This is a genomic window from Cystobacter fuscus, assembly GCF_044360685.1.
Lineage (GTDB): Bacteria > Myxococcota > Myxococcia > Myxococcales > Myxococcaceae > Cystobacter > Cystobacter fuscus_C.
In genome coordinates this window covers 10,908,761-10,931,041 of record NZ_CP043491.1, presented here as the reverse complement: position 1 = coordinate 10,931,041, position 22,281 = coordinate 10,908,761, and the positions used below count along the sequence as shown (strand labels likewise).

Here is a 22,281-nt window from a genome sequence, read left to right as displayed (position 1 = left end):
GGGACACCCTCTCGGGGGGACGCCGACGTCTACCGGGCCTCGTTCCCATCCGCCTGGGAGGTGGTGGTGGCTGGGGGCTCGACGAGGAACCTGATGCGGCCCTCGGCCGCGCAGGAGGTATCAGGCCGAACCGCGGGCTTGCGCAGGAACGCCCGGGAGATGTCCGCCGCGCAGGGATGCGTGGAGAGCACCGCGTGAGAGCCGCCCGCGATGACCACGTGGTGGCCATGCTTGAGGGGCTGCACCGCGGCGCTCGCCAGTCCCGGTGGGGTGGCGGGGTCGAACTCTCCCGAGAGCAGCAGCGTGGGCACCTTGGACACCACCGGCTCGTACCAGGAAGCCTCCGCGGTGCCCGCGGGCCACTGGGCGCAGGTGTTGAACATGTCGAGCTGCGTGGGCAGGAAGAAGCCCCGGAGTTCCGGCAGCGTCCCGGCCGCTCCCGCCGTCACCGCCTCGGGGGTGGTGGCGGACACCTCTTCGCGGCACAGCGTGGAGAGGTGCATGCCGTAGCTGAGACGCATGAACGACGTCAGCACCGGCGAGACGCCGATGGCGTTGCCGAGCAGCGTGGTCCGCTCCTCCTTCAGTGCGTGGAGCATGGCGGGGAGCGTCTCCAGAAGCGCCGGGTCCTGGAGGAAGCTGTGCAGGAACTGGACGAAGATGGCTCCGTTCACCTGCATGCGGCCACTCCGGCCCTCCTGGGTCTGGAAGACCACCGGGAGGGGCCGCGCGTCGAGGGACCGCACCACCGAGGAGAAGAGGGGCTCCAACGCGGGATAGCGGGCGTTGCAGGCCGCGTCCGCGGCGCAGGCCTCGAACACCTTGCGTAGGGAGCGGTCGAAGCCCGGCACCGCCTGGAGGTAGAGGTTGTCCCGCGGCGGCAGCACCGAGTCGACGATGGCGCTTCGCACGCGCTGTGGCGCCCGGCGGAGCACCTCCATCGCCAGCCGCGAGCCGTAGGCGGAGCCTCGGAGGTTGATGTGCTGGAACCCCAGCGCGACCCGGAGCGCCTCCACGTCCCCGGCGCTCTCCTGGGTGTTGTAGGCCGTGATGTCAATGCCCTGGCCCTCCAGGCGCGCACTGCACCGGCGCAGCGGGTCCGGATACGGCATACCGACCTCCCAGCACTCCAGCGCCGGCTGGGACGCCCCGACGCCGCGCTGGTCGAACACGATGAGCTGCCGGTCCGGGGCGAGGGCCTCCACGCGCTGCCGTGTCAGGGTGCTCGCGAGGTAGGCGGCGCGAACTCCCGGGCCTCCCTCCAGGAGCACCACCGGATCCTTCGCCTTCACCTCCTCGGGGTTTCCGAAGAGGGCCACCGCGAGGCGGATCCACTTGCCCTCCGGCTGGGCGTGGCGCTCCGGGACAGCGACGTAGCCGCACCGCACCGTCTCGTCTTCCACCTGGTCAGGTGCCAACGAGAACCAGCACGGCGTTGGCTCGAAGCCCGCTGGCGCGTGTTTCTTCACCAGGGCCATGCCAGTGCTGTCCGCTGCGGGGGATGGCTCGGCCTCGTCCGCCTGGCCGCAACCCGCGAGCAGCAACCCACTTCCCACCCGCACCAGCCAACGCGTCAGCCCACTTCTCGAGAAACGCATGCTTCCTCTTGGGTTTGGTTGGGCACGGCGTGTCGCGTGCAGCCGCGGGCCTTCCCCTGGAGGTGTGGCCCCGTGCGCCAGTCCTCGGTCTGGCGTGATTACGGGAATTACTGAAAATTTTGAATCCCTTGACGAAATGCCTCGCCAGCGCCACGCACTTCTTCCAGTATTTCGATTATGTCTCGTATTTCTTGTTTTTATTGACGCGAGACCTGGCCTTGCTCTTCGATGGGCGCCCCTCCAGGAGGATTCTCGTGCTGATCTCCCCGTGCCCCCAAGCCACCCCATGGAAGGCCGCTGCGCTGCTGCGCGTGATGGTGTGCGGCCTCTTCGTGCTCATCGCGCCGCGTGCCCACGCATCGGGGACGTTCGTCAACCCGCTGAACACCAGCGCGGACCCGTGGATGCAGTACCACAACGGCTCCTACTACCTGGCCACCACCCAGGGGAGTTCGATCAAGATCTGGAAGGCGGCGTCGATCTCGGGCCTGCTGACGGCCACGCCGACGACCGTGTGGACCGGCTGCTGCAACGTCTGGGCAGCCGAGTTCCACCTGCTCAACGGCCCGAACGGCCCGCGCTGGTACCTCTACTACACCAAGGACGACGGGACCGACGTCAACCACCGCATGTACGTCTTGGAGAGCAGCGGCACGGATCCGCTGGGCCCCTACACGGACAAGGGCCGGATCGCGACCGATCCCAACAACCAGTACTACGCCATCGACGGCAGCGTCCTGCGCAAGAGCGACGGCTCGCTGTACTTCCTCTGGGCCGGACACCCGGGGCACCTGCTCTACATCGCGCCGATGAGCAACCCGTGGACCATCAGCGGCGCCCGGGTCAACATCCCCGCGTCGGGCTTTGGGTGCACCGAGGTGCGTGAAGGCCCGGTGGTGCTCCAGCGCAACGGCCGGATCTTCCTGACCTACTCCGCTTGCGACACGGGCAAGCCGGACTACAGGCTTGGCATGCTCACCGCCAACGAGAGCAGCAACGTGATGAACCCCGCCTCCTGGTCACAGACGGCCAACCCGGTGTTCCAGCGCGACGATGCCAACGGGGCCTTCGGGCCCGGGCACCATGGGTTCTTCAAGTCGCCCGATGGGACCGAGGACTGGATCATCTATCACGCGAAGACCACCACCGAGTTCACGTACAACGGCCGCACGACCCGAGCGCAGCGCATCACCTGGAATGCCGATGGGACGCCGAACTTCGGCAGCCCGGTGTCCCTCGGAGCCACGCTGACCAAGCCCTCGGGTGACAACGGGCCCAGCCCCATCACGCTGAACGACAACGCCACCGGCACGGGCCTCCAGCAGTTCGAGTACACCGGGAGTTGGAGCTACGGGCCTTCCTGCGGGGTCGGCTGCTACCAGGGAGATGATCACTACTCCAACACCGCCAACGCCTCCGTGCAGGTGCGCTTCAACGGCACGCGGATCGTCCTTTATGGCGCGAAGGATCCCTCGCATGGCATCGGGGCGGTCTCGATCGATGGGGGAGCGGAGACGCTCGTGGACTTCTACCAGTCACCGCGCCAGGGCCATCAGGTCATGTACATCAGCCCGGTGCTCGGCGCCGGTCCGCACACGCTCAAGCTCCGCGTCACCGGGACCAAGAATGGCGCCTCCGGTGGCTACTACCTCACGATCGATCGGGTCGACATCAGTGCCAGCGCGACCGATGCCACCCGGTACGAGGCCGAGCACGCGCAGTTGACGAATGCCCGTGTCGCCAGCATCGCGAGCGCGTCGAACGGGCAGAAGGCTGGGTACATCGACTACGCGGACAGCGCGGTGCGCTTCACCGTCAACGTCCCCAAGGCCGGCACGCACGCGGTCACCGTGCGCTATGCCAATGGTTGGGGGGCGAGCAGCCACAATGTCTCGGTCAACGGGGGAGCGCCCTTCGGCGTGAACTATGCCAACAACGGGGTGGATGTCTGGAGCTCGCTGACGCTGCAGGTGCCCCTGAACGCGGGGAACAACACGCTCACCTTCGCGAAGGGCAGCAATTTCACCGAGCTGGACTACCTCGAACTGCCCCGCTACGAGGCCGAGAACGCGACGATCTTCCACGCCGCGATCGCCTCCCATGCCAGCGCGTCGAACGGGCAGAAGGTCGGCTACATCGACTACGCGGACAGCTTCGTGGAGTTCCGGGTCAATGTCCCCAGCTCGGGCACCTATACCCTGCGCACGCTCTACAGCAATGGCTGGGGAGCCAGCAGCCACAACATCTCGGTCAATGGCGGCGCTCCCTTCAGCCAGAGCTATGCCAACAACGGCGTCGATGTCTGGACGGCGGCCACCACCACCGTGAACCTCAACGCGGGCACCAACACGATCCGCTTCACGAAGGGGGCCCAGTTCACGGAGTTGGATTACATCGAGCTCTACAGGTGATGGTCGCCAGTGACCCGGGGTGGTAGGCAGCGCGCATGGTGCTGCCCGATCCTGTCGTGAACGAGATCCACACCCTGGTCGCCGCTGGCTTCGACAATCACGAAACGCTCTACCTCCATCTCGTCCAGACGATGGGGGACGTATGGGATTGAGCCGCCTACGTGGACAGTGGGGTTATGCTGCCAACCTTGGCGGTAAGGCCGCGAGTTCAAAATCCACTGGACTGACATAGCCCCAGGGTCGAATGCCGCCGCTGCCGGTTGTAGAAGACCTCGATGTAGTCGAAGAGTGCCTCTCGTGCAATTCACGCACGAGCTGGCCGCGCACCAGGCGAGTAACCTGATGGCTTCGCTCTGCCTCGTCAATTACTGCTCCCAGCGGCTTCCGCGGGACGGTTCAACACCCTTTAATGCTCTGGCTTGTGAGGCGTCAGTTCTTCCGGTAGCGGTATCCGGACGAGCTTTAGCCCCTTCGGTCCATGGTCCACCACCGTGAAGCCCTGTCCGGCGACTCTGACGAGCTGGCCATCGGTTGCGGTTCCACTCGCCAGCCACGCGTCCGCCTCTTGTCGCGAGGCGAACGTGTGTGCGACCTGGACGCCTACAATCGCCGGGGTCGTGATTTTGCGAAAAAATTCGCGAAGCTCTTCGAGCTTCTTGGCTTCATCGCGGACGAAGAGCAGCGCGGTCGCACAAACCCGGAGTGCCTCGTCCTCCGGCGTTCCCTCGGCGTGGTGTCTGCTCATGGCCTCCATGGTCTGGAGGACGGCATCAACATCAAAGTTCCTATTGTAGGTCATTGTGAGTGAAGGCCTGGTTGGTGTCGCTGCGGGGCTACCCATGGGGTATGTGCCATCATTCCCAACCACGCCTTGTTTCCTTGGTAGGAAAAACCCAGCAATATCAGGTGTTTACAGCGTTAGGAGGGGGGGGGGGGGGGGGGGGCTGTACATAAATTCAGTACGGCCTTGCTCCCCCTACTGGTCGCCAACCACCCGTTCCGTCCGCGCGGATCCTACGGACCGACGCAAGATACCCTAGTGGGTCAGGTGTTCTCCGACAACGTCACCCATCCGATTGCGGTAGGTAACAAACGTTTTCGGCTCTGTGCATGACCTTCAACGCCGCCAGCTCTCTCCGGGGAGCGTGTCCCAATGAGCACTGACGTGGGATGTGGAAGAGATCATGGGCAATCCACTACGCGCGCAGGGCTGCCAACCGTGGTGTTCGACCGCCACGCCCGTGCAGCCTCTGCAACTCACGCTCGACCTGACCCTGACCGAGGCGGCCGAGGCGCTGTCCGCGCCTCGTCCGAGCTGGCCCCTGAGGCATGCTCAGCCCTTGCCGGGCTCCTCCGCACGTACGCGCTCGGCCTTGAGGGTCGTGGCGCCCTGTAGCGTGAGGTAGGGCTTGAGCTGGAGGAAGCGCTTCTTACCGAAGCCCTTCACCCGCACCAGCTCCTCCACCCGTTTGAAGGGCCGCTTCTCCCGGAAGGCGATGATGCGCTGGGCGGCCTTGGCCCCCACGCTCGGCAGCGCGTCCAACTGCTCGCGCGTCGCCTCGTTCAGGTTCACCTGGCCCGTGTATTGGGTACGCCACTTCGCGCCCGCCGCCTCCGCGTCCACCGCCCCGAGCACCCCCACGAGCGCGAGCACCACCACGCACCAGCCCGCTTGCCCTCTCATGAGTGGCCACCCGCCGCCGACAGCGCGTCCAGTCCACCCTCCACGCCGTAGCGTCCGCCCCCGCCCGCTCCCGCCGAGTCCTTCTTGTCCGCCGCCTCGCGCACGTGCAGCTTGCCGTCCAGGGGCAGCACGTCCAGCAACACATTGAGCGAGCCGTCCTTGTTCACGAACGCGCTGCCCGCCCGCACCCAGATGCTCCCGCCCTTGCCCTCGCGGATGGAGAACACCGCCAACCGCTTTCCCGCCGTCAACATCGTCTGATCCTTTGTCCCGCTCCCGCGCCTGGAGTGGCGCGGTCCTTCGCCCCACAGCAGCGGTCATGCCAGCGCGGCCCACCTCGGAGGACACCCGCGCGAGGCGTACACGCCGGCCTCTTCCATCCCGGCGCGAGGACGGAGCCGGGGCGCGCTCCCACCACCCGGAGCCCCGTTGTGCTCCCGCGTCCCACCGCGTCATGGGGGCTAGCGCGGTTGAAAACCGTGCACACCTTGGTGCCCTCGCCACATGAGCTGGAGGCAGGAACCGTGCATCTGAAGTTCTCCACCCTCGCGTCTCAGTTCCTGGATGATCCCCAGTCCGTGCGGCGCGCGGTGTGCTGGCCGGTGCTGGTGTGGGAGGCCACTCCCGTGGGCGTCGGTCCCGCCTTTTCCCGCAGGACGATGACGGGGCTGTCCCTGCGCCGCCCCACGGTCGCCGAGCCGCTGGTGCTCGAGGTGCGCAAGCGCTCGCACGTGGTGACGCCCTCCACGGGCATCGTCCTGGGCCGCACGCTCGACAGCGACATCATGGTGGAGGATCCCACCGTGTCTCGTGTGCATGCCTCCTTCAACGAGGAGGCACAGACGGGCATGTGGTACGTCTCCGACAGCGGCAGCCACAACGGCACCTGGCAGAATGGCACCCTGCTCATCCCCGGCCGCCCGTCGCCGCTCTTCGAGCGGGCCTCGCTGCGCTTCGGGGACGTGATGGCCACCTTCCTCCAGTTCTCCGCCTTCAATCAGTTCATTCTCGATTGGTTGGCGCGTCACTCGCGCGCCACGCCCACGCCCGTGCCCGAGAGTTTCTTGACGCGCCAGGGGGAAGCCCCCTAGGAAAGGCACGCCCCTGGGGGCCCATGCCGGGTCCTCGAGCGGGAAGGCGGGCCCATGCGGTGGTCTTCCCTCGCCGGGTGCCTGGCACTCGGCACGAGCGCGTCCGTCCTCGCCCAGCCTCCCGAGGCTCCTGGTCCGCGAGGCGAGCCCTTCCGCGTTCCCACCGTGGAGGTGGAGGAGGCGCGTCCCGTCTCCGAGCCCGCGGACTCCGCCTCGCGGCGTGATCCCAGTGGGGCCCTGACGGTGATCGACGCCGAGGAGGGCGCGGGCGCGGCGCGCGACACCGCGGCGCTGCTGTCTACCGCGCCCGGCGTCGTGGTGCAGGACTCGGGTGGCTACGGACAGAGCAAGGCCGTGGTGGTGCGCGGGGCGTCCTCGAATGGGACGCTGGTGCTGCTCGATGGCATTCCGCTCAACGGAGCCGGAGGGATCGCGGACGTGTCGCGCGTGCCCGTGGCACTGGCCGAGCGCATCGAGGTGCTGCGCGGCGGCGCCGGGGCGCGCTACGGCTCGGGAGGCCTCGGCGGCGTCATCAACATCATCACCCGCCGTCCGGGTGAAACCGCGCGCGTGGCGGGTGAGCTGTCGTATGGGAGCTGGGACACGGCGGTGGGCTGGCTGTCCGCCACGGGGCCGATCGCGGGCAACGAGGTGCTGCTGTTGCTCCACGGCGGCCTGTCGCGCGGCAACTTCCGCTACCTCTTCGATCCGAGTCCCACGCTGCCCGGGGACGCTCTCGTGGAGTCGCGGCGCGCGAACAACGATGCCCATGGGGCGGGGGGTCTGCTGCGGCTGCGGCGTGAACTGGGCGGGGGCTTCTCCGTAGACGCGCTGGGCGAGCTGTCGCTCGATGGGCGGGGGCTCGCGGGCACCGCGCAGAACCCGAGCGTGGACGCGAGGCAGTCCGCGCGCCGGGGCTCGGCGACGGTGCGGCTCGCGGGCGCGTTGCCGGGAGGCGGGAGCGTGGAGGTGCGCGCGTACTACCGGCGGGACGGGCTGGCGCTCGACGGAGGCGCGTGGGGCGGGACACCGGCGCAGGTGCAGCGGGTGGGGAGCGTGGAGGCGGAGGGGCGGAAGCGCTGGGGGCGGCACGCGCTGTCCGCGCTGGTGGGCATGGGGGGCGAGGCCGTGTCCGCTGCGGAGACGGCCGCGGCCTCCGGAGGCGAGCCCGCGTGGTTCCGCGCGAGTGTCATGGCGATGGACGAGGTGCGGGCGTGGGACGAGCGCCTGACGATCGCGCCCTCGGTGCGCGTGGAGCAGGCGGGGCCCTACACGTTGTGGTCGCCGAAGCTGGGCGCCACGCTGCTCCTGCCCGTGGGACTCGAGCTGCGGGCCAACGTGGGACGGGCCCACCGCGCGCCGTCCTTCCTGGAGTTGTACGTGCGCCAGGGCACGCTCCTGCCCAACCCGGGCTTGCGCCCCGAGAGCGCGCTGTACGCGGACGCGGCGGTGGTGCATCGCTCGGAGGTGTCCTCCGCCTCGGTGGGGGGTTATGCGAGCCTCTACGAGGATCTCATCTCCTACGAGGCCTATCCTCCCGGAGCGGCCCGGCCCTACAACTTCGTCCGGGCGCGCGTGGTGGGGCTCGAGGCCGAGGGGGAGTGGCGGCCCCATCCGTTCCTCTCGGGCGCGTTGAGCTACACGCTCACCGTGTCGGATGATCTGCAACGCGACGGGCGCTTCTACCTGCGCGAGCTGCCCTACCGGCCCCGGCACAAGCTGTTCGCGCGGGTGCTGGCGGGCCCCCGGTGGCTCATGGGGCGCGTGGAGGTGCTGGCCCAGTCGGCCCACGCGCTGTCTCGGGACGGCGTGCTGACCCTGCCCGGCCGGGCCTTCGTCCACACGGGGGTGTCCAGCACCTTCGGCTCGCGCCCGGAGCTCACCGTGTCCCTCGAGGTGCGCAACCTGCTCGACGCGCGCGCCGAGGACTTCGTGGGCTATCCGCTGCCAGGCCGCGCCGTGTACGTGTCCGTGTCGGGCGCGTTCGAGCCGGGAAGGAAGACGCCATGACGCCGATGCGATGTGGGGGGCTGGTCCTCGCGGTGTTCCTGTGCCTCGTGCTGGCGGGGTGTCCGGACGAGGGGCCGTTGTGCTCCGAGGGCCTGAGCGCTTGCGGAGACGCGTGCGTGGATCTCTCCAGCTCCTCGTCCCAGTGTGGTGCGTGCGGGGTGGCCTGTTCCGCCACGCAGCAGTGTGTCGAGGGCGCCTGTGAGTGCCGGGCGGGGGCGGTGCGGTGCGGCGGGGAGTGTGTCGTGACGGCGTCGGACCCGGCGCACTGTGGCGGGTGCGCGGGCGCGGGCGGCGTGGCGTGTGGCCCCGAGCAGGTGTGCGAGCGGGGCGAGTGCAAGGCCGCGTGTACCCTGGCCTCCTCCTCGCTCTGCGGGCGCTCGTGCGTGGACGTGCGGACGGATGCCTTCCATTGTGGCGCCTGCGGGAGCGTGTGCGCGGACGCTCGGAGCTGTCACGGCGGCCTATGCACGGATGACGTCGTCGCCGCGTGTTTCAACACCGGGCAGGTGGTGGGCATCCAGGCGGGGGCGGACGTGAGGGGGCCCGCGGTGCGGGTGGGCACGAGCCCCGTGTCCCTCGCGCCCATGCAGGACGTGCTGCTCGTGGTGGATGTGTCCTCGCGGCTGCTCCAGGCCCGGCTCTCCGACTACGGCGAGCTGCCCGCGCGCACCCTGACCGGACAGGTCCCCAATCAGGTGCTCGTGCGCGAGCCTTTCGTCTACATCCTCAACTCCACGAGCAACACGTTGCAGGTGCTGCGGCGCGACGGCGAGCCCGCTCCGGGTCCGGGCCCCCGCTTCCCCACGGGCATTCCCTTCACCAACGTGGGCAGTGTGAACTTCGGCGCCAACACCAATCCGTATGCCTTCACCCTGGAGGGGCCGGACGCGTATGTCACGCTCCTCGGCAACCTCCAGGGGGACGCCTCCGCGGGAGGCCGGGTGGTGCGCGTCTCGGTGGCGGAGCCCACCGCGCCCGTCATCACGGACACCTTCGTGCTGCCCTCGGGCGAGGCCCTGCGCCCCTTTCCCGGCCGCACCACGCTCCCCGCGCCCGCGGGCATCACCTCGCTCCAGGGCCGGGTGTACGCCGCGCTGGGCAACCTGGATGCGCGCGACTACTCCGCCGGAGGCCCCGGGTTCCTCGCCCGGATCGACCCGGGCACCCGCGCGGTGGAACTGCTCGCGCTGGGCGAGGCGTGTCTCAATCCCTACTGGGTTCTTCCCGTGGGCGAGCGGCTGCTCGTGAGCTGTGGTGGTGCCGCCACCTATGACGTCGACTTCAACCTCACGGACGTGCGCGGCACGGGCCTGGTGCTGCTCGGCGCGGATGGCCGTGTGCTGGACTCGCTCGCGCTGGGCTGTCCGGAAGCGACGTCGTGTCCGCTGCCCTCGGCGGGACGCTTCGCCCTGGTGGGCCACCGGGCCTACGTGGGCGACAACAACGCGGGCCGCGTCTTCATCATCGAGCTCGTGGGAGACACGCTCGTGGAGCGCAAGGAATTGGCCCTCTGTCCCCGAAGCTCGGGCCCCTCGCTCGTCAGTGATGTCATCGCCCTGCCGTGAGCTGTTCTGATGGATACGTTGCATTCTCCGTGCGGCGCCGCGCGTCACGGACAACTGATTTGACAAAGGTGCCTCCGCGACCCTATCCCCGCTGCCGTCCTTGGTTCTTCCACCGGGCGGTGGAGGCTTGAGGGAACCCGGTGTGACTCCGGGACTGCCCCGCAGCGGTGAACGGGAACGAACGCTGTCAGAGAAGGCACTGGTCCTCTGGTGAGGGCTGGGAAGCGACAGCCGGTAGGAAGGGGGCCCTGTCGAGAGCCTCCCATGCCCGTGAGTCCGAAGACCTGCCAGGGACCCGTGCCGGTGGGCACGGCCCATACCGATGCTTCCGAGGGGGGGCAGCGGATGAACCATCGTGTGCGTCCTCTCACGGCCGCGCCCGAGCGCTCATTTCGCATCCACTCCCGCCGTGAAGCCGTTGCGCCCGAGGGGGCAAGGAGCAGGACGCGGATGATGACGGAGATGAAGAAGTCGCGCTCGCTGAGTCAGGTCGTGATGGCGGTGGGAGCCGCGGCGTTTGGCTTGATGGTGGTGGGCTGCAATGGCCCGGAGTGCGTGGATCGTTTCGACTGCCAGAACAAGAATGGAAGCCCCGGGGCGGGCAAGCAGTACGTGTGTGAGGCCAGCACCTGCGTGGTGAAGGATGTCGTTCCCGAGACGCCCGGGACGGGCTCGGACGCGGGGACGGAGCCCACTCCGGACGCGGGGTCGGATGCTGGAACGGATGCTGGAACGGAGCCCACGGCGTGCGCGGATCTGCCGCATGACGCGCAGCTCGGCACCCTGCAACTCCAGCCGGGCTTCAGTGTCGTCGAGTCCGCTGCTCTGCCCACGGGCATCGGCGTCATCACCGCGGTGGAGGGGGCCTCGGGTTCGTACACGGTGTACGGCGTGAACTCGGACAAGAGCGTCTATGCGCTTGGCACCTGGCCGAATGTCGCGGCCAGCACCACGCCCCTCTACCCCATCGTCCCCGCCGAGGTGACGCAGGCCGCCTATGTCAGCAGCTACCTCGCCAGTGATGGCGTCCGCTTGATGGCGGGCTATACCCTGGGTGATGTCTCCGGCAAGGTGGCTGTCTACGATACGGTGACCAACACGTCCACGTACCTCTCCGCGAGGGGCAACTTCTCCGCCGTGGGCCTGGACGGGGCCTTCCTCCTCAACGGGCTGGCTCTGGAGGGCGCGAGCGAGACGGGCAGCGCCGTCTATGCCCTCAAGACGCAGAGCACCCCCTTCTCGGTGTCGAGGCTGGCCACGTTCCCGGTCGCCAATAGCGCCAGCGGTTTCAACGCGTTGGCGACCAACAAGATCGTCGTCCTTGGCTATTACGGCAGCAACAACGTCCTGCACGCGGTGTCCCCCGAGACGTACGCGCCCGCCCTGGCGGCGGGGACGAGCCTGGAGCTGTCGGGCGCCAACACGCCCCAGATCTACGCGGGGTCCGACCTGTTCTATGCCGCCGGCTTCGGGGCGGGGGTGGCGCTCCATCGTGGCGTCTATTCGGAGTCCTACGAGCAGCTCACCCATGACGTCTCGCGCATCGCGCTGAGCCCGGCGGGCAGCGACGGGAAGGGCGTCACCGCGGGGGACCTCAAGGCGGTGCTCACCCAGAGCAACAATACCTGCACCAGCGTGGTGGCCATGGCCCCCCTGGCCGAGGACCTGCTCGTCGGCGTGGAGGACAAGAACGGCCGCCGGCTCGTGCGCCTCCACGCGGAGACGCCGTGATGCGCTCGCTCGTTCCCCGGCTGTCCGGGGGCGCCTGGCTCCTCCTTCCCGTGCTCGCCACGGGCTGTGGGGGGGCTTCTCTCCAGGACGAGGCCCAGGTCCTCGCGGCATGCCCGGCGGAGCCCCAGCCGTTCGCCGATCGGGTGGTGTCCTATTCGCCCGGCCCGAACGCGGGCTTTGGCCAGCAAGACTTCCCCGGCATCGTGCTCGGACCTCCCCAGGGAGCGGGCGCGGACCTGGGCTCGCTGGATGTCCTCTCGCTGGGTCGCGGGGGAGAGATCGTCCTCGAGTTCACCGATATCGGCGTGGTGGACGGCCCGGGCGTGGACCTGCTCGTCTTCGAGAACGTCTTCATCAGCCCCAGCGGCCCCTACACGGAGCGGGGCATCGTCTCGGTGAGCGAGGATGGCCAGACGTGGCACGAGTTCCCCTGCGCCTCCACGGACGCGGCGGGGGGGTACCCCGGTTGCGCGGGCACCACGCCCGTGTACTCCTCGCCGGCCAATGGGGTGAGCGCCACGGATCCCGCGGTGGCGGGGGGCAATGGCTTCGACCTGGCCACCCTGGGCGTGCCCCGGGCCCGCTTCGTCCGCGTGCGCGACAGCGGGAACAATCCCAATGGCGCCCCCTCCTCGGGGTTCGACCTGGACGCGGTCGCCGTGGTGAACGGCTACGCCCTCTGCCAGACGCCATGACGCGGCCGCTCCCTCCTCCCTTGGTGCTCCCCCGCCGGCGCGTGCTGGGCTCGCTCGTCCAGGGCACCTGTGCCCTGGCGGCCCTGTGCGCCGGGTGTGGCCCTCGGGAGGGGGAGGGGGACTCCGACGCCACGACGTGTGGCGTCACGCCCGGCTCCACCGCCGAAGGCTGGGTGGAGGTGCGGCTCGCCGACCACCCGGAATTGCGCGAGCCGGGGGGCTCGGCCGTGGTGCGGGTGCCCGAGGCGCTGCTCGACGTGGTGGTGATGCACACCGCGTCGGGCTGCTTCGCCTCGGTCTGGCACATCTGCTCCCATGGGGACTGTCTGGTGGCCTACAAGCCTGGCGAGTCGCTCCTCGAGTGTCCGTGCCACGGCTCGCGCTTCGGGGAGGACGGCCGGGTGCTGCGCGGTCCCGCCACCCGGCCCCTGAAGACCTTCGCGACGGCCCGGGTGGGCGACTCGGTGTGGATCTCCCGGGCGCGCTGATCGTGTAGGCTGCCGGGTGCGATGTGGCAGATCATCATCAACGGCCCGGGTTACTTCGATACTTCCTACGAATTGCCCGAGGGTGTCACCTACCTCGGCCGAGCGGATGAGAACGACATCGTCCTGGGAGGCGATCTCGTGTCGCGGCGGCATGCCCGGCTCGTGCTGGAGGGCGACCACCTGCGCGTGGAGGACCTGGGCAGCCGCAACGGCAGCCGCCTCAACGGCACCCTCTTCCAGGGCAGCGCCGACCTGCACCCCGGCGACACCATCTCCCTGGGGGAGAACTCCGTGTCGGTGCGCCAGGCGCAGCAGTTGGAGAACGCCGCCACGGAGATGGTGGACCTGGGCGCCGGAGGCGTGCGCCGCTTCGGCCACGGCGACGACGTGGGCCCCTCCGTCCTGCTCGCCAAGAACATCAAGGACGTGGATCTGCTGCGGGCGCTCGACAACATCTCAACGCCCTGGGGCGACTCGTCTCCTCCCCTGGCCGCGGCGCCCATCGCGCCAGCGCCGCCCACCGCGGCGCCCCAGCCCCAGCGCGGACTCGCCGAGACGATCTTCTTGCTCTTCCGCACCGCGGAGACGCTCGCCACCGCCACGAATCTGACGTCCTTCCTCGAGTCCACGATGGACCGGCTGCTCCAGCGCATCGACGCCACCACCGCCGTGGTGCTCCTGCGCCACCCCACGGGCGTGCTGGTGCCCGCCTCCGTGCGCCACCGGGGCAAGCTGTCCCAGGGCGAGGTGCCCGTCTCGGACGCCATCATCGACGAGGCGCTGCGCCAGGGCCGCGCCCTGCTGGTGGGGGACGTGCGCGACGACCGCCGCTTCGCCAGCCGCGAGAGCGTCATCCTCTACGGCGTGGACCGGGTGCTCTGCATCCCCCTGGGCAGCGAGCCCACGTTCGCGGGCGTGCTCTACATCAACACCTCGGCGCGCAGCGACACGGAGCTGGAGGTGATGCTCGACGCCTGCACCGCCGTGGCGCACCTGGTGTCCACCGGCATCCAGAAGTTCTCCGCGCCCGCGGCGTCCAGCTCCGGCCCTCCGCTGCGCCACCACCTGGAGCGCTTCCACGCCCCCGACGTGGCCGAGCGGCGCGCCACCGAGGCCCTGCGCTCGGGCTCCCGGCCCCAGGGCCTGGAGGAGCGCACGGTGAGCATCGTCCACGTGGAGCTCGCGAGCTTCGGCGCGCTGGGCGCCCGGCTAGGGCCCGCGCGCGCCTCGGTGCTGCTCAACGACTTCCACTCGCGGCTGGGGGGCCTCGTCTTCAGCTTCGAGGGCGCCCTGGAGGGCCTGCTCGGCGATGCGATGCGCGCCATCTTCGGGGCCCTGCAGACCCGGCCGGATGATGCCGTGCACGCGGTGCGCGCCGCGCTCGCCCTGCGCTCGGACTGGGACCGCCACATGGCGCGCCGCCCCGCGGACGAGCGGTGCGCGCTGCGCATCGGCGTCAACACCGCCAAGGTCCTGGTGGGCATGGTGGGTCCCGACTCGCGCCCCTCGCTGTGCGCCGTGGGCGAGGGCGTCAACGTGGCCACCTGGCTCGCTGGCTCCGCCGAGCCCGGCCAGCTGCTCGTCACCGGCAAGACGCTCGCCGTCACCGGCGCCCGCTTCGACGTCGTCCCCCTGGGCGAGCGCCTGCTCCGTCCCCCGCGTGACAAGGTGGCCGCCTTCGAGGTCCTCGACGAGGACGTCGGTCAGCTCACCAACCCCGGTGTGCGCTGAGGTAGGTCTGGGTGGAAAAATGGAGGTGGAGACTCGCGCTCCGCCCCGAATCAGTGCGAGCATGAGGCCCCCTTGTTGAGCATGAGTGCCCCGCCCCCGGCATGAATCCGTCGTCCTCGAATGCGCGACTGCGCCCGTTCCGGCCGGTGCCGTTTGGCCGCTACACGTTGCTGACCCAGCTGGCCACGGGCGGCATGGGGGAGATCTTCCTCGCGCGGCTGGAGGGGATGCAGGGCTTCGAGAAGCTGTGCGTCATCAAGAAGATCCTGCCGCAGCTCGCGGAGGATCCGGAGTTCGTCGAGCGCTTCGTGGGCGAGGCGCGCACGCTGGTGAAGCTCACGCACGGCTCCATCGCGCAGGTGCTGGACATGGGGCTGCACGAGGGCGATGCGTACATGGCCCTCGAGTACGTGGACGGCAAGGATCTGCGCAAGGTGGCGGCGCGGGCGAGGGACCGGCAGATGCCGCTGCCGCTCACCTTCGTGCTGTTCGTGATGGGGCGGGTGCTGGACGCGCTCGCCTACGCGCACCGCAAGAAGGGGGATGACGAGAGCGAGCTGAACCTGGTGCACCGGGACATCTCGCCGCAGAACATCCTCATCTCCTACGAGGGGGAGGTGAAGGTCATCGACTTCGGGCTGGCCAAGAGCCGGCTGAGCGCGGCCAAGACGAACCCGAGCATCATCCTCGGCAAGTTCCTCTACATGTCGCCCGAGCAGGCCCGGCACCTGCCGGTGGACCGCAGAAGCGACCTGTACGCGGTGGGCCTGTGTCTGTACGAGCTGCTGTCCGGGAAGAACCCCTTCGACTCGCTGCCGCCCGGCGAGCTGATGTCCGCGGTGGCGCACCCGAACATCCCGCCCCTGTCCCAGGTGGCGCCCGGGGTGCCGGACTCGGTGTCGCAGCTGGTGATGAAGGCTCTGGCGGTGGAGCCGGCGCAGCGCTTCCAGGCGGCGGAGGAGCTGCGCGGCCGGCTCAACGCGTGCCTGCTGGAGCTGGACTCCGCCTCGGGTCCGGAGTCCATCAGCCGGTACATGCAGGAGCTGTTCGCCTCGGAGTACCTGACCGAGCGGCGGATGCTGGTGATGTTGCGCGAGGTGGGACGGGTGCCCGAGCCGGAGCCCGAGGCAGCGGGTGTGCCGGAGGGCGCGCCGCCACGGTCCGTGCCCATGTTGCCGCCGAAGACGATCCGCCTGGATGGGCCCGTCGAGCCGCTGTCCTTCAAGCCCACGCCGCGCACGCGCGAGGGCGCCGCCGGGCGTGACGAGGGCGAGACGCGGCCGGCCGTGGCGATGGAGGAGCCCACGGCTCCCGGCGCCGTGTTGGAGGGGCCCACGCGGCCCGCCGTTCCCCTGGAAGCCATCGAGGAGTCCCGGAGCGAGCGGCCCTCGGGCTCCCACGTGCCGACGCTGGACGAGATGAAGGCCGTGCCGGAGCCGCCTCCGGCCTTCCTCGAGGGGATGATGCCGCGCACCCTGGAGGATGTGCCGCCGCCCATCGAGGACACGCCGGGCTGGTCCGAGTCGCTTCCTCCCGAGGAGCCGCTTCCTCCCGAGCAGGCGCCGAGCCCCGAGCGGTGGCGGGATCAGCCGATGTCTCCTCCCATGTTGTTCGAGACGGAGGAGCGCGAGCCGTCCGAGCCCGACGCGCGGCCGGAGGAGGAACCGGCGTATGTCGGGACCGACCTGCACGAGGACTCGGAGGAGGGGCGGTTGGGGGTGGAGGACACGCAGCCGCGCATCCAGATGCCGCTCGCGCGCACGGATGACACCCAGCCGCGCGTGGTGCTTCGCGACGTCTACCACGAGGATACCCAGCCACGCGTGGTGCTCGACGAGTCGCTGTTGCGCGACACGGAGGAGGACGACGTGCCGCCGTCGCAGCGGCCGAAGTCCGGTGGGTCGCGCGTTCCCCGCCGGCGCGTGGTGACGACGGGGGTGTCCCGCCCCTCGTCCGTGCGCAGGGCGATTCCGGACGACCTCGAGCCGGAGGACGAGGGGGATGAGCGGACGGAGGAGACCCCGTCCCTGCCGTCCGTGCGCGAGCCCACCGCCTCCATGCCCGTGGCGGGGAGACGTGCGGCGCGACCCCGGCGTCGGTGGGTGCCCCTGGTCTTCGTGTTGTTGGGCGTGCTCCTGGTCGTGGGTCTCTGGGCCTCCATCGTCTCCCAGCAGCCCGCGCCGCGCCCGCCGCCCGCGCGTTCCCTGGCGCGCCCCACGCCCAAGGTGGAGCCTCCCGCGGCCGTTCCACCGCCATCCGCGCCTCTTCGCGAGGAGGTTGTACCCCCCGCGCCTTCGTCCACCCCCGGGGCCGTCCCCTCCGGGTCCGCCTCGGATGCGGGCACGGCGCTGGACGCGGGGATGGCGCTGGACGCGGGCGCGGAGTCGTCCGAGTCCGTCATGGAGTCGGATTTGCTCTTCCCCCTCGCGGCCCCGTCACCGGAACCCGAGGCGGCTCCCAGCAAGGCCCCGACGGGGCGCAAGCCGCGCGCCACACGGGGGGCGACGGAGTTGCAGAAGGAGTGGGCCCGCACGCGCCTCGCCTACGAGCGGCTCACCCGGGTCATCGCGTGTGACAACCTCAGCTTCCTGTGCAGCCGCTATGAAAGCCTCGAGCATCAGGTGGAGCAGGCTGGGGACGCCGAGGACCCTCAATTGCTCGGCAAGGTGAGGCAGCTCCAGCGCGACCTCACCAAGAGAAGGAATGGCTCCTGAGCCTCGCGCCCCCCTCCCCTGGATGGACGGGGGCGCGGCGCCCGGAAATCACTCCTTGAGTTGCTCCTGGGCCATCCTCCGGGCCGAGTCCGTGCCCGCGCCCACGCCGAAGGGCGCCGACCGGCGCTCCCGGGGTACCGCCTGGGGTTGATCGATGACGTAGGGACCCCGCTCGTATCCCTTGTTGCTGTCCTCGTTCGCCGGGTGATCCTTCCAGCCCTTGTCCAGGGTCACGCCCGAGCCCGCGCTGCCCGAGCCTCCCTGCCCGCTCTCCGCCTCCGAGGCCGCCGGGCTCTGGTACTTCTGGTGGACGGGCTCGTTGAACCGGCCGGACTGCTTCGAGGCCTCCGGCCCATTGCAGCCCGCCATGAGGGCGCCGCCCATGCCCACCGCCAGCATCCACCCCATCCAACGCGACATTGTCTGCCTCCTGGTGGAACTCCGTCTTGTCTTCCTGGCTCACAAGGTAGGCCCTCCTCCCGAGGCGAGCAGGCCAGGAGCGGGGGGTTGCCTGGCCGGTTGGTGAGAGGCGTTGGTGGAAGGCAGCGCGAGTGTCGGACGGTGGGACGTCGTCCCGGGGTGGGGCTGTGCCCGCCCGGGCGCGGTGATGAGGTTGTGGGCTCTCAACCCCAGCGTGCTCGAGAGCCCATGGAATCGATCGAGGAGGGTGGGCGGCCGGGGACGTGGGCGCGCGTGGAGCGGTGGGTGTTGCGGCTGCTGGCGCTCACCAACCGGCTGCGCCTGCCGGGGCCCTCGGTGTTGCCGGTGGCGGGGGCGTTGGTGGGCCTCTACAGCGGTCTGGCCGCGGGGCTCTTCGCCAACCTCATCGGGCTGGTGAGCGGAATGGCCCTGGGCTTTCCCAAGCTGCTCGACGCGCTCGATGCCCACTCGCCCACCCGCGCGGCCCTGCGCCAGGCGTTCGCCGAGGCGCGCTGGGAGTTCGAGCTGCTCCTCGTGGGGATTCCGCTCGGGCTGAGCGCGTTGGTGCTCTCGCGCCTCATCCAGCCGGGGGGCCCGAGAAGCCAGGTGAAGCGCCGCCTGGAGGTGCTGGGGTTGCTGGTGCTGGGGGCGCTGTCGCTCTACTACCCGCTGGTGGCGTTGGCGGCGGCCAACTCGGTGCTTGGGCACATGCATGACGTGGGGCGGGAGATGCGGCACCTGCCGCCCTGGTGGGTGATGTTGCTGCCCATGTTGGGGGGCATGCTGGTGGGCCGCGTGCTGCGCGACCGTCCCGAGACGCATGGCCACGGCGTGCCCGAGGTGGTGAAGGCGGTGGAGCGCGAGGGCCGGCTGCCCGGGCGCGACGGGGTGCTCAAGCTGGTGGCGAGCGCGATCACCATCGGCACGGGGGGCTCGGCGGGGCGCGAGGGGCCCATCGTCTTTGGCGGCGCGGCGTTCGGCTCGGAGGTGGGCCGCACGCTGGGCTTCACGCGGCGCGAGCTGGCCATCCTGCTGGCCAGTGGCGCGGGCGCGGGCATCGCCGCGTCCTTCAACGCGCCCATCGCCGGCGCCCTGTTCGCGATGGAGATCATCCTGCGCGAGTTCCAGCTGCGCGTCTTCTCGCCCATCATCCTCGCGAGCGTCACCGCCACGCTGGTGGGCCGGGGCGTCATGGGCAGCGCGCCCATGGTGCGGCGCGTGGCGTACAGCATGGTGAGTGGCTGGGAGATTGTCTTCTACGCGCTGCTGGGGCTGGTGACGGGGCTGTTGGCGTACGCCTTCATCCGCTCGCTGCACGGGGTGGAGACGTTCTTCCACGGCGAGGGCAAGGGCCGGTGGAGCGCGCGGGTGGGGCGGCTGCCGCTGTTCGTGAAGGCGGGGCTGGGGGGTCTGGTGGTGGGAGGGCTGGCGCTGGTGCACCCGGTGGTGTGGGGCACGGGCCACGAGTCCATCAACGACGCGGCGGTGCGGGCGCTGTCCGTGTCGCTCCTGGCGACGGGCTGCGTGCTGAAGCTGGTGGCGACGGCGATGACCCTGGGCTCGGGGGGCTCGGGCGGGACGTTCTTCCCCATGACGGTGATGGGGGCGCTGGCGGGCGGGGCCTTCGGCGAGGTGATGCACGCGGCGCTGCCCGGCATTACCGCGCCGAGCGGCGCCTACGCGATGGTGGGCATGGGCGGGGCGGTGGCGGCGCTCACGCGCGGGCCGTTGACGGGGCTGATGATGGTGTACGAGCTGAGCGGCAACTACGCCATCATCCTGCCGCTGATGGTGACGTGCACCATCGCCTCGGCGCTGTGCCACGCGCTGGTGGAGCGGCGGGCGGGCGTGGACGCGGCCACGCTCGGGCGCCTCCCCGTGGACGTGCTGGTGGCGTGGATGGAACCGGTGGAGCCCGGGGCGTGGGCGCCCGAGGTGCGCGAGCGGCTGCTCGCCTCGCACGAGAAGGCGCTGCCCGTGCGCGATTCAGCGGGCACGTTGCTGGGCGTGGTGAGCGCGAGCGTGCTGGAGGCCCGGGAGCTACGGGCCGACCGGGGCACGGTGGAGGGGTGGGTGAGGCGGGTGCCCGCCGTGTCCGTGGAGACGCCGGTGGGCGAGGCCCTGCGCGCCATGGACGCGCACGAGGTGGATGCGCTGCCGGTGCACGGCGAGGGGCGGGTGGGGGTGGTGACGCGCGCGGGTCTGCTGCGCTTCCTCGCGCGCGAGCGGCGCATCCGCCAGAAGGAGCCGCCCTTCTCCCCCACGGAATTGTCCCGGTAGGGCGGCCTACCCCGGGGGCCAGTGCAGCGAGCGCCCGGCGAGCAGGTGCAGGTGGATGTGGAACACCGTCTGCCCGGCGTCGCGCTGGGTGTTCATCACCACCCGGTAGCCGTTGTCGGCGTGGCCACGCTCGCGCGCCAGCTTCGCGGCGGCGACGAAGAGCTGGCCCACCACCTCGCGGTCCTCCGGGGCGATGTCGTTCACCGTGGCGATGTGCTTGTGGGGGATGAAGAGCACATGCGTGGGCGCCTGGGGATTGATGTCCTCGAAGGCGAGGCACTGCTCATCACGGTAGACGACCTTGGCGGGAATCTGGCCGTCGCGAATCTTGCAGAAGAGGCAGTCGGACATGGCCTCGCAGTCTAACCCTCACGGCAGCCGCGAGGTCCAGTTCGGATCCGGCACGCAGTGCGTCTGGGGCAGCCGCACGAGGATGAAGGGGCCCTCTGCGGCCACGCGCTGCCCCGCGCCCTCGGCGCCCGCCATGGTGAGCACGTAGTTGTAGAAGCCCGAGTCGCGTCCCGCCGCGTGGTGCGGGAAGAGGGGGACGTCGCGGTGCAGGTAGCTGTAGCCGCCGGACCAGGCCAGGTGCACCGCCTCCACCTTGAGGCCGCACAGGTCCTCGCGCTTGCCGGCCTGGATGAGCAGGCGGTTGAGGGGCCCGAAGTCGTCCCAGGCGCTCGAGAGGGCCTTGGCTCCGGAGTACTGCCCCAGGTCCTGGAAGGTGAGCCGCCCCATGCGCAGGGCGGAGACGCCCGCCACCGCCACCACCACCAGGGGCAGGGCGAGCCGCGCGGGCGAGGGAGGCAGGTGGCGCAGCAGCGTGTCCAGGCCCACGCCCGCGAGCGCGGCGAACAGGGGCAGCACGGGCAGGATGAAGCGCAGCTCCTTGTGGGGCTGCCATGCGTGGAGCGCGACGAAGACGGCGGCCACGGCGAGCAGGCCCGGGGCCCGCCGCGTGGCGAACAGGGACAGCCCGAGCGCCACGGCGGTGGGCGCGCCCATGGACCGCCAGAGGACGTCGCCGTAGTAGGAGAAGGGGGCGGTGCCGAAGGTGGCGGCCTTGCCCTGCACGAGGTTGAAGTCCAGGTAGACGCGCGCCGAGTGGAACCACCGGCCCCAGGTGAGCCAGTCCAGCAGGCCGAAGAGCAGGGCCCACCCGGCGAGCACCGCCAGCGCCTCGCCCGCCTGGCGCCACTCACGCCGCGCCACGAGCACCCCGAGCAGGCCCACGCAGAAGATGCCCGTCTGCAGCCGCAACAACACCGCGAGCCCCAGCAGCGAGGCCCCCACCAGGCGCTGGCGCCGGGAGGCGTCCGGGGCGAGCGCGAACGCCAGTCCCAGCACCACGGGCAGCGCGGAGGCGTTCTCGCTCAGGGCGCGGGGGGCGAAGTAGAGGGGCACGGCGGTGAGGGCGAACAGCGAGGCCCCCGCCGCGGCCGCCAGCGCCGACGCCCCATATGCCCGCGCCAGCCGCGCGCTGCCCCAGGCGGTGGCCGCTCCGATGAGCGCGAACACCCCGCGTGTCAGGCCCAGGTACCCCCGGGGCTCGTCCAGCCCCAGCCAGGTGGACAGCTTGAAGAGGGCGGCCACCATCGCCGGCAGCGCCCAGTTGCGCGCCCCCTCGATGAACTCCCAGGCGCGCATCCCATAGCCGAAGACGAGCCGGTGGGCCGGCTCCAGGCTCTGGTAGATTTCGTCCGGCCAGTACACCCCGTCATCGGAGAGGGCCAGCCACACCCGGAGTGCGGCTCCCACCCCCACCGTCATCAGGAGGACTGCCCGGGCGAGGAGCCGTTCGGACGAGGCTTCGGGTCGGGGGGGAGGGGTCGGCATGAGGGTTGGCCACGCGAAAAGGGCCGC

The 22,281-nt window shown here is 70.3% G+C and carries 17 protein-coding genes, 1 pseudogene and 1 riboswitch; of the genes and pseudogenes, 10 read left to right on the top strand and 8 right to left on the bottom strand.

All coding sequences use genetic code 11. From position 1 onward, the window contains the following. Window positions 1-29 precede the first annotated feature (29 nt). Window positions 30-1,598 (bottom strand): alpha/beta hydrolase, encoded by a 1,569-nt coding sequence (locus tag F0U63_RS44700; RefSeq protein WP_395840844.1) that lies wholly within the window; start codon window positions 1,596-1,598, stop codon window positions 30-32. 254 nt (window positions 1,599-1,852) lie between these two features. Here F0U63_RS44700 and F0U63_RS44695 point away from each other — a divergent pair, with 254 nt between their 5' ends. Next, window positions 1,853-4,009, top strand: a complete 2,157-nt coding sequence (locus tag F0U63_RS44695; RefSeq protein WP_395840842.1) for a family 43 glycosylhydrolase — start codon at window positions 1,853-1,855, stop codon at window positions 4,007-4,009. Between the two features lie 174 nt (window positions 4,010-4,183). Here F0U63_RS44695 and F0U63_RS44690 read toward each other — a convergent pair. From F0U63_RS44690 to F0U63_RS44675, 4 genes and pseudogenes are all read right to left on the bottom strand, one after another. After that, window positions 4,184-4,310: pseudogene (locus tag F0U63_RS44690) on the bottom strand (IS3 family transposase); the annotation flags it as partial. Window positions 4,311-4,415: 105 nt separating this feature from the next. Next, complete coding sequence (locus F0U63_RS44685) at window positions 4,416-4,808, bottom strand: hypothetical protein (RefSeq protein WP_395840839.1); 393 nt, start codon at window positions 4,806-4,808, stop codon at window positions 4,416-4,418. A 534-nt stretch (window positions 4,809-5,342) separates the two neighbouring features. Continuing rightward, the gene (locus tag F0U63_RS44680; RefSeq protein ID WP_395840837.1) at window positions 5,343-5,693 is read right to left on the bottom strand and encodes a ComEA family DNA-binding protein; all 351 of its coding nucleotides are present in this window, start codon (window positions 5,691-5,693) and stop codon (window positions 5,343-5,345) included. Beyond that, entirely contained in the window at window positions 5,690-5,947 is a 258-nt protein-coding gene (locus tag F0U63_RS44675) for a hypothetical protein (RefSeq protein ID WP_395840835.1), read from the bottom strand. The genes F0U63_RS44680 and F0U63_RS44675 overlap by 4 nt, the downstream gene beginning before the upstream one ends. A 270-nt stretch (window positions 5,948-6,217) precedes the next feature. Here F0U63_RS44675 and F0U63_RS44670 point away from each other — a divergent pair, with 270 nt between their 5' ends. The 8 genes from F0U63_RS44670 (at window position 6,218) to F0U63_RS44635 (ending at window position 17,718) form a co-directional block, all read left to right on the top strand. After that, complete coding sequence (locus tag F0U63_RS44670; protein ID WP_395840833.1) at window positions 6,218-6,784, top strand: FHA domain-containing protein; 567 nt, start codon at window positions 6,218-6,220, stop codon at window positions 6,782-6,784. 54 nt (window positions 6,785-6,838) lie between these two features. Beyond that, window positions 6,839-8,794 (top strand): TonB-dependent receptor plug domain-containing protein, encoded by a 1,956-nt coding sequence (locus F0U63_RS44665; protein WP_395840831.1) that lies wholly within the window; start codon window positions 6,839-6,841, stop codon window positions 8,792-8,794. Beyond that, window positions 8,791-10,359: an MXAN_6577-like cysteine-rich protein gene (locus F0U63_RS44660; RefSeq protein WP_395840829.1), complete on the top strand. Its 1,569-nt coding sequence runs from the start codon at window positions 8,791-8,793 to the stop codon at window positions 10,357-10,359. The genes F0U63_RS44665 and F0U63_RS44660 overlap by 4 nt, the downstream gene beginning before the upstream one ends. A gap of 84 nt (window positions 10,360-10,443) precedes the next feature. Continuing rightward, window positions 10,444-10,666: riboswitch (cobalamin riboswitch) on the top strand. A 143-nt stretch (window positions 10,667-10,809) separates the two neighbouring features. After that, the gene (locus F0U63_RS44655) at window positions 10,810-12,090 is read left to right on the top strand and encodes a hypothetical protein (RefSeq protein WP_395840826.1); all 1,281 of its coding nucleotides are present in this window, start codon (window positions 10,810-10,812) and stop codon (window positions 12,088-12,090) included. Then, complete coding sequence (locus F0U63_RS44650; protein ID WP_395840824.1) at window positions 12,087-12,785, top strand: cell surface protein; 699 nt, start codon at window positions 12,087-12,089, stop codon at window positions 12,783-12,785. Before F0U63_RS44655 ends, F0U63_RS44650 begins: the two co-directional genes overlap by 4 nt. After that, window positions 12,782-13,273, top strand: coding sequence for a ubiquinol-cytochrome c reductase iron-sulfur subunit (locus tag F0U63_RS44645; RefSeq protein WP_395840822.1), 492 nt, complete (start codon window positions 12,782-12,784; stop codon window positions 13,271-13,273). Before F0U63_RS44650 ends, F0U63_RS44645 begins: the two co-directional genes overlap by 4 nt. 21 nt (window positions 13,274-13,294) lie before the next feature. Then, window positions 13,295-15,004 (top strand): FHA domain-containing protein, encoded by a 1,710-nt coding sequence (locus F0U63_RS44640; protein WP_395840820.1) that lies wholly within the window; start codon window positions 13,295-13,297, stop codon window positions 15,002-15,004. A 101-nt stretch (window positions 15,005-15,105) separates the two neighbouring features. After that, on the top strand, window positions 15,106-17,718 hold the full coding sequence (locus tag F0U63_RS44635) for a serine/threonine protein kinase (protein ID WP_395840818.1): 2,613 nt from the start codon (window positions 15,106-15,108) through the stop codon (window positions 17,716-17,718). A gap of 48 nt (window positions 17,719-17,766) precedes the next feature. On the opposite strand, the gene F0U63_RS44630 is transcribed toward F0U63_RS44635, so the two are convergent. Beyond that, window positions 17,767-18,138 carry a hypothetical protein gene (locus F0U63_RS44630; protein ID WP_395840815.1) on the bottom strand — a complete coding sequence of 124 codons (372 nt, stop codon included), beginning with the start codon at window positions 18,136-18,138 and terminating at the stop codon, window positions 17,767-17,769. Window positions 18,139-18,366: 228 nt separating this feature from the next. On the opposite strand from F0U63_RS44630, the gene F0U63_RS44625 reads away from it, so the two are divergent. Beyond that, window positions 18,367-20,418, top strand: a complete 2,052-nt coding sequence (locus F0U63_RS44625; protein WP_395840813.1) for a chloride channel protein — start codon at window positions 18,367-18,369, stop codon at window positions 20,416-20,418. A 6-nt stretch (window positions 20,419-20,424) separates the two neighbouring features. On the opposite strand, the gene F0U63_RS44620 is transcribed toward F0U63_RS44625, so the two are convergent. Together F0U63_RS44620 and F0U63_RS44615 are read right to left on the bottom strand one after the other, a co-directional pair. Beyond that, window positions 20,425-20,769 (bottom strand): histidine triad nucleotide-binding protein, encoded by a 345-nt coding sequence (locus tag F0U63_RS44620; protein ID WP_395840810.1) that lies wholly within the window; start codon window positions 20,767-20,769, stop codon window positions 20,425-20,427. Window positions 20,770-20,787: 18 nt separating this feature from the next. Then, window positions 20,788-22,176, bottom strand: a complete 1,389-nt coding sequence (locus F0U63_RS44615; protein WP_395840808.1) for a hypothetical protein — start codon at window positions 22,174-22,176, stop codon at window positions 20,788-20,790. Window positions 22,177-22,281 lie beyond the last annotated feature (105 nt).